This is a genomic window from Corallococcus exercitus (genome assembly GCF_003611585.1).
GTDB lineage: Bacteria > Myxococcota > Myxococcia > Myxococcales > Myxococcaceae > Corallococcus > Corallococcus exercitus.
The window spans coordinates 22,243-32,792 of record NZ_RAVW01000048.1 but is presented as its reverse complement, the minus strand read 5'-3'; the positions used below and the strand labels follow the sequence as shown (position 1 = coordinate 32,792).

The following is a 10,550-nucleotide window of genomic DNA, read 5'->3' as shown; positions in this document are numbered from 1 at the left end:
TCCCCCACCCGCCCCGCTCCGTTCCTATCTTCAAGACCCAGGGCTCGCGGGTGCCTCCTCCCGGCATCGCGCGGGGCCACCCACGGCAGGCAAGCCGCGCCACGGTGGGCTGAAGCCTTGAACGGACTCCGGGAGGCCCTTCGCCACGGGAGGCGAGCCATGAACACCGGAACATCCATCTCCAAGCCCACCGACGCGGTCCCCCGCTACGTGTTGGAAGGCCGGGTGGTCACCCTCAACTCCCAGGACGAGGTGCTGGAACGGGGGCGCGTCCTCGTGCGCGGCAACCGCATCGTCGCGGTCGAGCCGTCGGGCGGCCCTCTCCCCGAAGCCTTCCGGGACGCGCCCGTCATCGACACCGGGGGGACGCTGTATCCGGGGCTCATCGACCTCCACAACCACTTCGTCTACGACGTGCTGACGCTGTGGCGGGTGCCGAAGAAGTACCTCAATCGCACCCAGTGGCCGCGCCACGCGGACTACGGCCCGCTCATCTCCCTGCCGGTTCGCGTGCTCGGCGGCCATGCCCCGTCGGCCCGCGCCATCGTCCGCTACATCGAAGCCAAGGCACTGCTGGCCGGCACGACCACCGGCCAGGGAATCCGGACCCGCGTGTCCGGCGGAGAAGCCCTCTTCCGGGGCGCCATGCGCAACGTCGAGGAGCCCGGCGACGACCACCTGCCCGCGGGCAGCACCCGCGTGATGGATCTGCATGACGACGCAGAGGACATCGAGTCCTTCCATGACGCCCTGGAATCTCACGCCGCGTACTTCTACCACCTGGGTGAAGGCGTGGATGACTACGCCCACCGCCGCTACCTGGACCTGGCTGGCCATGACCTCATCCAGCCGTCACTGGTCGGAATCCACAGCCTGGGATTGCAGCGCCCGGACCTGGACACGATGGCTGCGCGGGACGCCAAGGTCGTGTGGTCCCCCTTCAGCAACCTGCTGCTGTATGGACAGACGTTGCCGGTGTCGGACCTGCTCGGCGCGGGCGTGACGTTCTCGCTCGGCTGTGATTGGTCCCCCACCGGCAGCAAGAACCTCCTCCAGGAGCTGAAGGTGGCTCGCCACGAAGCGGCGCGACAGGGCGTGTCCCTGTCCTCACGGACCCTGGTGCGCTCTGTGACGGCGGATGCCGCCCGGGTCGCGGGCTGGCAGACCCAGGTGGGCACCCTCCGCGCCCACGCCCTCGCGGACCTGCTGGTCATCGCGGGCACCGACGGCGACCCCTACGACACGTTGATCTCCGCCACGGAGAAACAGGTGCGCCTCGTCACCGTGGATGGCGTTGCCCGCTTCGGCGACCGCGCGCTGATGGAACAGCTCGCCTTCGACCGGACCCATCCCTCCGAGCCCTGGACCGTCGACGGTGTCGAGAAGGCCTTCTACCTGTGGGCGGAGGACTCCCCCCTCAACGACCTGGGCTTCGAAGCGGCGCGCTCCCTCCTCGAAGAGGCCATGGCGAACCTGCCGGACTTCCAGCAGCGGATGGAACACGCGGAGCGCGAAGGCGTGGGCCCAGCGCCCTTCACGCTCGTGCTCGACAATGAGCCGCAGGACGTCTTCGCCACCGGCCCCGACGCCTTCGCGTTCCTCACCGACCTCCACCGCGTCGCCGGACGCATCACGCTCGACGCCCCCACCGTGGGCGGGGAGGACTACTGGGCGCTCCTGGCCGCACAGAACAATCTGGATGCCACCCTGAAACAACAGCTGCGGCAGGACTATGCGTGAAGGACGTCCGGGGCGGAGGCACCCTCCGCTCCCGGGCAGGAAATAAATGCCCCTGACGGCGTAACCCCGGTGCGGCGGCGGCACCGGACAGGCCGGAAGGGACATCTCGAATGAATCACAGCGTGCGGAAGGCTGGGTGGGTGGCACTGACGGCGGGTGCCCTGCTCGTGGGTGGCGGGGCCTGCGGAGGCGACGACGGTCCCTCGGATGGCAGCCCATCCCCGGACGGGGGGACGCAGACGGACGCGGGGACGCAACCCGATGCCGGCACGGAACTCCCCGCCGAGGAGGGCCGGGCGCTCGCGGCGTCCAATGGCGGCCTCGTCGTGGTGGGCGCCACCGAGGCGAACCTGGCCACCACGGGCGTGGACCTGCTCGTGCGGCGCTATACCGCGTCCGGGGAGGTGGACACGTCGTTCGGCACGCAGGGCTCCGTGGTGCTCGACTTCGAAGGTCCCGCCAAGGGCCCCATCTCCGGCCAGCGGGAGCAGGACGACCGCGCGGACACGGTGGCGGTGCTCGCGGATGGCAGCCTCCTGGTCGCGGGCTTCGCGCGGGGTGGCAGCGCTTCGAACTCACGCGACTTCGTGGTGGTGAAGCTCAAGGCCAACGGCCAGCTGGACACGGGCTTCAACAAGACGGGCAAGTCACGCCTGCACTTCGGCGAGGAGAGCGCCGTCGACTTCGTGGGCACCCTCCGTAGCATCCTGCCCCTGGCCGACGGCCGATTCTACGTCGGCGGCTTCCTGACCAAGTCCGACGGGCTCGACGAGGACTTCGCGTTGATCCGCTACAACGCGGACGGCTCGCTCGATACGACGTTCAAGTCCGCGGGCAGTCCGTCCGGCAGCTGGATTGGCGGCGCGTACACGAACGCCGAGTCCGTGCAGGGCATGGTGCTCCAGGGCTCCAGCGTCGTCCTGGGTGGGGGCGACGACTTCGCGGCCGTGCGCATCACCTCCAGCGGCAGCCAGGACCTGACGTTCGGCACCTCCGGCCTCGCGAAGAGCGAAGGCGGTCAGGCCCATGCCCTGGTGGCCCGGCCCGGCGGCGGCTTCCTGCTCGCGGGCCAGCGGCAGGACGTGCAGGTGGGCGGCACGAAGCACGGCGTGCTCAAGCTCGTGGCGTACACCGCGGACGGCAAGCCGGACGTCACCTTCGGCCCCGCGGGCGTGCGGGAACTCACCGCGCCGGCGGGCGTGCTCGACGCGGTGGACGTCAGCGGCCTGCGCATCCAGGCGGATGGGAAGGTCCTGGTCTTCGCGGACGTGTACGCGAAGCCCGTGCTCTTCCGGCTCCAGGCCAATGGCGACCTGGACACGTCCTTCGGCACGGACGGCATGGTGCGCTGGCCGGAGACCCAGGTCCCCGTGCCGCTGTTCATCCGCTCCACGACCGGCCCGAAGCTGGCCATCCTGGGTGACAAGGCCTTCGTGACGGACGCGAACGTCTACTCGGCCGGGTTCTTCCCCGATGAAGCACGGGTGCTGTTGAAGAGCACCGGGTTGTAGGCCCGCGGCCCGCGTCAGTGCATCCGCACCTTCACGCTCATGCGGCCCCTGGGGATGTTCAGCGTCGACCGTGACGCCGGGGCAGGCGCGGGCGTGGAGGGGGCGCGCGGGGCTTCGACACGGTGCCTGGCGTCGTAGCGCTGGCGCTTCGCCGCGTCGCCCAGCTCTTCATACGCGGCCTGGATGCGGAGGAAGTGCTCCGTGGATTCAGGCCGGGGATCCCGGTCCGGGTGGTACTGCCACACCCGTTTCAGGTAGGCGCCGCGGATGTCGCGTGCATCCGCGGTCGTCTCCACGCCCAGCACCGCGTACAGGTCCAGCATGGACCGGAACCTGGAGACGGCGCTCGCACCCGGCAAACGGACCGCCGGGCGCAAGCGTTCGTCCGGTCCTTCACGTCCGGTGAGGCGGTGCTGACTGCTGGCAGTTCGCCGGCTCGTTGCAGGAGAACCGCCGTCAGCCCTTGATCGTGTACTTCACCGACACCCCGTCGTGGTCCGAGCGGTAGCCGTGGTCGACGTTGGCGCCATGGCTCTTCAGCGAGCCGTTGGGCGTGTGCATCAGATAGTCGTAGGTGCTGTGGCCGTGGGTGCCCACGTTGAGCTTGTTGTCGTACTTCACCTGGTTGCCCAGGACCTTGTAGCTGTCCCGGTTGAAGTCGCCGCCCACGATGACCGGGTAGCCCTTCTTCTCGAAGCGGGCCACCAGGTCGTGCAGCTTGTCCATGTGCTTGTTCCACATGTCCTGCCGCCATTCCTTGTGGGGCTTGTTACCGCTCCAGGCGCCGCTGACCAGGTGCGTGTTCATCCGGACGATGGTCTTGCCCGTCTCCTTGTTCTTCAGCTTCACCCAGGTGATGTAGCGGTGCGGGGAGACCTCTTCCTTGCCGTGGTGGGTCCGCAGGAAGCCGGGCTCGCCCTGGAGCTTCCACTCGGACTTCTTCCAGGAGATGGGATTGGGAATCCGCAGGCCTCCGTCGCGGGGCATGTAGTGCCCCCACCCCGGGCCCAGGTCGCGGATGGCCTTGAAGTAGCGGTCGGGGCTGATCTCGTTCCAGCCAATCAGGCTGCCCTGGGAGGCCGCCCGCTTCACGTCGTGCACCACCGCGGCCTGGTCCATCACCGGGTTGCTCTTCACGTTGATGGTGACGGTGCGGAAGGTGTCCCGCGCGCCCGCGAGCTTCTGCTCGCTGACGTGCCCCTCGTGGGCCGCGCCCAGCTCGAGCCGGCGCCAGACCCCATTCCCTACCACGCCGTCCACGTGCTTGAAGTCGTTCTGGCGCTCGAACTGCTTCACCGCCGCCCGGGTCTGCGTGTCGAAGTGATCATCCGCACGGCCCTTCAACAGGCCGTGCTGGATGAGCTTCTTCTCCAACCGTTTGACGTCGGGACCGCTGGAACCCACCCCAAGGCGGTGCGGATGCTGGGGCTGGGCGGCGACGCGCTGCTGGGCTTGGGACTCGGGCTTGAGGCGCATGACCCATTGTCGAACATACCCGCCAGAATGTTGTGCTGGATCCTCGGGAAACGAGAAAGGCGGAGAATTGCCGCGAGGCCGTAATGGCCGGGTCAGGGGAGCACGGACGCCCACGGCCGGAGGTGAGGTCCGTCCGTGGGCGCCCCCTTCATCGATTCCCTCGGCAGCCGTCAGGCTTTAGAGGTAACCCCAGCAGGAACCGCAGTTGCCTCCGCGCGCCGCGCAGTAGCTGTTGCCTGCCTCCGTACACGCGCCGGCCGACGGAACACCAATGTCAGACCAATCCGCGTGGGAGCAGCAGTGGACCAGGCAGTGCGCGGGCGGGCCGCCCCACCCGCACGAGACCTCCTGTTCGGTCTGCCCCAGGTCCTCGCTGGACGCGGGCGTCTGCACGGCGGGCGTCTCGTTTTGACCGCCCAGGTCGCCGTCCTCGGGGATGCCCCCACCACAGGCGGCAATCATGAAGGCAATCGCGGAGACCGACAGCAGCTTGGTAAGAGTGTTCATGTGGTTTCCTTTCGAGGAACGACATGCGCGTCGACGCATGTCTCCCCGGCAAGCAACCTATGAATCCGATTTTTGCCATGTAATCGTGGAATCCACTTAACAGGGTGGTCGTTCCGCCAGCCACTGGCGCGGAGGGGCCGGTGACGCTCAGCGCCAGAGGCAGCGCTTGTCCAGGCCTTCTCCGTGTTCACCGGCTTCAGCCCCGCGCTTCGATCAAGCCCCAACCGTCCGGGTCGTGCTCGTGGCCTGCCGCCGCGCGACCAGGGCGCCGAAGACTCCGGCGGTGAAGAACATGATGACGCTGTAGATGGCCGCGGGAATGGCCATCACGCCGTCATTGAGCAGCCGGGGGCTGGAGGCAATGGCGATGGCGAGCGTGCCGTTGTGGATGCCCACCTCCATCGCGATCGCCACCGCCTGCTTGCGTTCCACACGCAGCAGGATGGGCACCACGAAGCCCACCGCCATGCTGGCCAGGTTGAAGGCCAGCGCCGCGAGCCCCACGCTCTGGAAGTACGTGACCAGCTGGTCCCGCTCCTTGAGCGTCGCCGCGAGCACCACGAGCACCAGGAACAGCGCCGAGATGAGGCGCACGGGCCGGTCCAGGCCATCCGCGAGCGCGGGCCGCTTCGCGCGCACCCACATTCCCAGCGAGATGGGCACCAGGACGATGCCGAACACCTGGACGATCTTGGTGAACTGCAACGGAATGGCGCGCTCCTCCCCCATGAAGTGCGCCAGGGAGAAGTTCACGATGAGCGGCAGCGTGAGCAATGACAACACGCTGTTGACCGCCGTCAGGCTGACGTTCAGCGCGACATCGCCCTTGGCCAGGTGGCTGAAGAGGTTCGCGGTCGCACCGCCCGGCGTGGCGGAGAGCAGCATCAACCCCACGGCGAGCTGGGGCGGCAGCCCGAAGCCGGTCGCGATGGCGAAACAGACCCCGGGCATGAGCAGCGTCTGACAGCCCAGGCCCACCAGCGCCGCGCGCGGATACAACGCCACGCGGCGGAAGTCCGCCAGGGTGAGGCTCAGCCCGAGGCCGAGCATGATCACCCCAGCGCAATCGGCAGGAACACCTCGGTGATGGCGCTGCTCTGCATGGCGGGCCCCCAGCGAAAACATCCACTCTGCCAGAAAGCCCGCCGGCAGGGAGACTCACCCCTGGCGGAGCACCAGCAGCCGCAGCTCCGTCATGTCTTCAATGGCATACTTCACGCCCTCGCGGCCCAGCCCGGAGCCCTTCACGCCACCGTAGGGCATGGTGTCCACGCGGAAGCTCGGCACGTCACCGACGACGACTCCGCCCACGTCCAGCTCGTCCCAGGCCCGCATCGCGCGTGACAGGTCCTGCGTGAAGAGGCCCGCCTGGAGGCCGTAGCGGCTGTCATTGACCCGGCGCAGGGCCTCGTCGAAGTCGTGGAACGGCTGGAGCAACACCACGGGGCCGAAGGCCTCCTCCGCGCACAGCGCCGCGTCCTCGGGGACGCCCTCCACCACCGTGGCCTCCAGCAGCGCGCCGCGCCGCCCTCCTCCGGTCAGCACCCGCGCTCCGAGCGCCACGGCCTCCTGAATCCATCCCTCCAGCCGCCGCGCCGCGGGCTCGTCGATGAGCGGCCCGAGCGTGGTGGTTTCGTCCCGGGGGTTGCCCGCGCGCAGGGCCTTCGCCCGCATGACGAGCCGCTCCCGCAGGGCGTCGTACAGCGACTCGTGCGCGAGCACGCGCTGCACCGAGATGCAGCTCTGCCCCGCCTGGAAGAACGCTCCCTGGGCGATGCGGTCCGCGACGAAGTCCAGGCGCCCGGCCTGGTCCGCGTCCACCACGCAGGCCGCGTTGCCCCCCAGTTCCAGCACCACCTTCTTGCGGCCGGCTCGGGCCTTCAAATCCCAGCCCACCTTCTCCGAGCCGGTGAACGACAACAGCTTCAACCGGTCGTCCTCGATGAAGGGGCCCACGTCCTCCAGGCGCGTGGGCAGCACCGAGAAGGCACCTTCCGGCAGGGCCGTCTCCGCGAGCACCTCCGCCATGAGCAGCGCGCTCACCGGCGTGCGGTCCGACGGCTTGAGGACGAAGGGGCAGCCCGCGGCAATGGCGGGCGCCACCTTGTGCGCCACCAGGTTGAGCGGGAAGTTGAACGGCGTGATGAACGAGCACGGCCCCACCGGCACGCGCTGGGTGAAGCCCCGGTAGCCCGCCGTACGCTGCGACACCTCCAGGTTGAGGACCTCGCCTCCGCCTCGCACCGCCTCCTCCGCCGCCGCCTTGAAGGTCTCGATGAGCCGGGTGACCTCCGCCCGCGCGTCGCGCAGCGGCTTGCCCGCCTCGATGCAGAGGGCGAGCGCGAACTCCTCCGCCCGTTCCTGGAAGCGGCGCACGCAGTGCTCCAGCACCTGCTGCCGGGCGTAGGGCGCCAGCTTTCGCATGGGCTCCGTCGCGCGCACCGCCGCGGCGATGGCCTCCTCCACGGCGGCCGCGTCGGCGACGGCCACGCGCGTGACGACCTCCCCCGAGTACTTGTCAGTCACGGCCAGCTCCGCGTTGGGCTGCCTCGGGCGGTTGGCCAGATAGTACGGATAGCGCTCAGCCAGCATGGGGTTCCTCTCTTTCGCGTGGGTGCCCATGGCTCACGACTCCACCAGGGTGCCGGCACCGAGCGCTTGCGCGGTGTCCGTGTAGTCAATGGGCAGATCAATGACATGCACGCCGCCCGACTCCAGGCAGCGGGTGAGCGTGGCGCCGAACTCGGTGGCGCTCGCCGGACGGTGCCCTCGTGCGCCGTACGCTTCCGCGTACCGGACGAAGTCCGGGTTGCCCAACGTCATCCCGAAGTCGGGCAGGCCCATCTCCTCCTGCTTCCAGCGGATCATCCCGTAGCCGTCGTCGCGCACCACGACCACGGTCAGGTCGAGCTTCAGCCGCACCGCCGTCTCCAGCTCCTGCGAGTTCATCATGAACCCGCCGTCACCGCAGACGGCCACCACCTTGCGCCGGGGGTGGACGAGCTTCGCGGCGATGGCCGATGGCAGGCCCGCGCCCATCGTCGCGAGCGCGTTGTCGAGCAGGAGCGTGTTGGGCCGGCGGCAGCGGTAGTAGCGGGCGAACCACAGCTTGTACATGCCGTTGTCCAGGCACACGACGCCGTCATCCGGCATGGCGCGGCGCACCTCCGCGACGAGCCGCGCGGGGTAGATGGGGAAGCGGTCGTCACTGGCGCCGCTCACGAACTGCGCGTCCAGCCCCGCCCGGGCCCGCTCGAAGGGCGTGAAGTCCCAGTGCGAGCGCGGGCCCACCCCTTCCGCGATGCGCCACACGGCATTCGCCAGGTCTCCCGTCACCTGCACCTGCGGGAAGTACACGGGGTCGACCTCCGCCGAGGAGAAGTTCAGGTGGATGACCGTGCGGCGGCCGTCGCGCATGACGAACGGGGGCTTCTCGATGACGTCATGGCCCACGTTGAGGATGCAGTCCGACGCCTCGATGGCGCGGTGGACGAAGTCGCCGTCGGACAGCGCCGCGGTCCCCATCCACAGCGGGTGCGTTTCATCCACCACGCCCTTGCCCATCTGGGTGCTGAAGAAGGGCAGGCCCACGCGGTCCACGAACGCGCGGAGCATCTCCGAGGTCAGCTTGCGGTTGGCTCCCGCGCCAATCATCAGCAGCGGACGGCGGGCCGAAGCGAGTGCGTCCACCGCCTGCGCGATGGCCCCCTCGTCCGCCACGGGCCTCCGGGGGACACCCGGCGACAGGGGCACGGCCTCGGTGGTCTCACGCGCCACGTCCTCGGGCAGCTCCAGGTGGGTGGCGCCGGGGCGCTCCTCCTCCGCGCGGCGGAAGGCCTCGCGGACCGCCGAGGGGACGTGCTCCGCGGAGACGAGCGTGCGGGTGGACTTGGTGAGCGGCCGCATCATCCCGACGACGTCGACGATCTGGAAGTGCCCCTGCTTGCTCACCTTGATGGGCTTCTGACCGGTGAGCATCACCATGGGCATGGCGCCGAGCTGCGCGTACGCGGCGGCGGTGACCAGGTTGGTGGCCCCCGGCCCCAGCGTCGCCAGACACACGCCCGCGCGTCCGGTGAGCCTTCCTTGCGTGGCGGCCATGAATCCGGCCGCCTGCTCGTGGCGCGTGACGACCAGGCGCATGCCCGCGGCACGCATGGACTCGAGCAGGTCCAGGTTCTCCTCGCCGGGAAGTCCGTAGACACAGCGGACGCCCTCCGCTTCGAGCGCCTTCACGAACAGATCCGATGCCTTCATGGGTGCCTCTCCTTCGTGGCGAGGAAGATGTACCGGCGGGCCTCGATTCGTACATTCGTCTGTTTTCATCGGGTCGATAGATGCCGTCTATGATGGCGCCATGGAGCTCCGACACCTCCGCTACTTCTCCGCCGTCGCCGACACGCTGCACTTCGGGCGCGCCGCGCGGCGGCTGCACGTCTCCCAGCCCACGCTGTCGCACCAGATCCACCAGTTGGAGGAAGAGGTCGGTACACCGCTCTTCGAGAGGGCCCGCACCGGGGTGCGGCTGACACAGGCCGGGGAGCTGTTCCGCACCTATGCCTCGCGCGCGCTGGAGGACGTGAACGCGGGCCTGTCCGCGGTGGGCGCGCTGCGAGGGCTCTCCACGGGGGCCCTGCGCGTGGGCTATCCGCCGAGCATGCGCGGCCTCGTGGTGCCGGCGCTGGCGGCGGTGCTCCGCAGACATCCCGGGCTGGCGCTGAGCGCGCAGGAGGCCGTCGTCCGGAAGCTGGAGCGGCAGCTGGCGGCCGGAAGGCTGGACGTGGGACTGGGCTATGCCCCCGCGCGCCTGACGGACCTGGATGCGGAGCCCGTCTTCGACAGCCGGCTCGCGCTCGTCGTCGCACGGGGACATGCGCTGGCGGGCGTGGAGTCCGTGGGGATGAAGCTGCTCGCGGAGGAACCCTTCGCGCTGCTGTCACGCGGCCTGCGGGTGCGCGCCCGGGTGGACGCGCACTTCGCGGCGATGCGATTCGCGCCCCGGATCGCGCTCGAATCAAACGCGGTGGCCACCGTGCTGGCCATCGTCCGCGCGGGCCTCGCCGTCACGGTGCTTCCCGAGCCACGACTCTCCGACGCGGAGCGGCTGGTGGTGAAGCGGCTGTCTCCGGCCCCCCGCTCGGAGCTGGCGGCGCTTCTCTGGCGCAAGGGAGCCCCGCGCACACCCGCGGCGGAGCTGTTCGCGGCGGAGGTCCGGACACGGGCAAAGGAAGACGCAGGGTAGGAATCACCCGGCGACTCTCATCCATTGGGAGGCCGGAAGAACTGGGAATCCATATTATCCACAAATGACCCGTG

Annotated in this window: 9 protein-coding genes; 3 read left to right on the top strand and 6 right to left on the bottom strand. The window is 69.3% G+C overall.

Annotation, left to right across the window (positions count from 1 at the left end; translation table 11 throughout):
* Positions 1-159: 159 nt before the first annotated feature.
* Positions 160-1,740, top strand: a complete 1,581-nt coding sequence (locus tag D7W79_RS09050) for an amidohydrolase family protein (protein ID WP_120524940.1) — start codon at positions 160-162, stop codon at positions 1,738-1,740.
* A 140-nt stretch (positions 1,741-1,880) separates the two neighbouring features.
* Positions 1,881-3,251 (top strand): NHL repeat-containing protein, encoded by a 1,371-nt coding sequence (locus D7W79_RS09045; RefSeq protein ID WP_244221671.1) that lies wholly within the window; start codon positions 1,881-1,883, stop codon positions 3,249-3,251.
* A 14-nt stretch (positions 3,252-3,265) separates the two neighbouring features.
* Here D7W79_RS09045 and D7W79_RS09040 read toward each other — a convergent pair whose 3' ends face one another.
* The 6 genes from D7W79_RS09040 to D7W79_RS09015 all read right to left on the bottom strand — a co-directional run bounded on the left by D7W79_RS09040 (position 3,266) and on the right by D7W79_RS09015 (position 9,491).
* Positions 3,266-3,574: a DnaJ domain-containing protein gene (locus D7W79_RS09040; RefSeq protein WP_120524945.1), complete on the bottom strand. Its 309-nt coding sequence runs from the start codon at positions 3,572-3,574 to the stop codon at positions 3,266-3,268.
* Positions 3,575-3,707: 133 nt separating this feature from the next.
* The gene (locus D7W79_RS09035; RefSeq protein ID WP_120524938.1) at positions 3,708-4,727 is read right to left on the bottom strand and encodes a peptidoglycan-binding protein; all 1,020 of its coding nucleotides are present in this window, start codon (positions 4,725-4,727) and stop codon (positions 3,708-3,710) included.
* A gap of 177 nt (positions 4,728-4,904) precedes the next feature.
* Positions 4,905-5,234: a hypothetical protein gene (locus D7W79_RS09030; RefSeq protein WP_120524937.1), complete on the bottom strand. Its 330-nt coding sequence runs from the start codon at positions 5,232-5,234 to the stop codon at positions 4,905-4,907.
* 213 nt (positions 5,235-5,447) lie between these two features.
* Entirely contained in the window at positions 5,448-6,284 is an 837-nt protein-coding gene (locus tag D7W79_RS09025; RefSeq protein WP_244221670.1) for a bile acid:sodium symporter family protein, read from the bottom strand.
* Positions 6,285-6,392: 108 nt separating this feature from the next.
* On the bottom strand, positions 6,393-7,826 hold the full coding sequence (locus D7W79_RS09020) for an aldehyde dehydrogenase family protein (protein WP_120524944.1): 1,434 nt from the start codon (positions 7,824-7,826) through the stop codon (positions 6,393-6,395).
* A 33-nt stretch (positions 7,827-7,859) separates the two neighbouring features.
* Positions 7,860-9,491, bottom strand: coding sequence for an acetolactate synthase large subunit (locus D7W79_RS09015; protein ID WP_120524936.1), 1,632 nt, complete (start codon positions 9,489-9,491; stop codon positions 7,860-7,862).
* 100 nt (positions 9,492-9,591) lie between these two features.
* Between D7W79_RS09015 and D7W79_RS09010 the strand changes: the two genes are divergently transcribed.
* Positions 9,592-10,476: a LysR substrate-binding domain-containing protein gene (locus tag D7W79_RS09010; RefSeq protein WP_120524935.1), complete on the top strand. Its 885-nt coding sequence runs from the start codon at positions 9,592-9,594 to the stop codon at positions 10,474-10,476.
* The last annotated feature ends 74 nt before the right edge of the window (positions 10,477-10,550 follow it).

Excerpts from the sequence above, each read along its gene's own strand:
- D7W79_RS09010 (WP_120524935.1), top strand. The coding sequence starts at position 9,592 with ATGGAGCTCCGACACCTCCGCTACTTCTCCGCCGTCGCCGACACGCTG.
- D7W79_RS09050 (WP_120524940.1), top strand. The coding sequence starts at position 160 with ATGAACACCGGAACATCCATCTCCAAGCCCACCGACGCGGTCCCCCGC.
- D7W79_RS09040 (WP_120524945.1), bottom strand. The coding sequence starts at position 3,574 with ATGCTGGACCTGTACGCGGTGCTGGGCGTGGAGACGACCGCGGATGCA.
- D7W79_RS09030 (WP_120524937.1), bottom strand. The coding sequence starts at position 5,234 with ATGAACACTCTTACCAAGCTGCTGTCGGTCTCCGCGATTGCCTTCATG.
- D7W79_RS09015 (WP_120524936.1), bottom strand. The coding sequence starts at position 9,491 with ATGAAGGCATCGGATCTGTTCGTGAAGGCGCTCGAAGCGGAGGGCGTC.
- D7W79_RS09035 (WP_120524938.1), bottom strand. The coding sequence starts at position 4,727 with ATGCGCCTCAAGCCCGAGTCCCAAGCCCAGCAGCGCGTCGCCGCCCAG.
- D7W79_RS09025 (WP_244221670.1), bottom strand. The coding sequence starts at position 6,284 with ATGCTCGGCCTCGGGCTGAGCCTCACCCTGGCGGACTTCCGCCGCGTG.
- D7W79_RS09020 (WP_120524944.1), bottom strand. The coding sequence starts at position 7,826 with ATGCTGGCTGAGCGCTATCCGTACTATCTGGCCAACCGCCCGAGGCAG.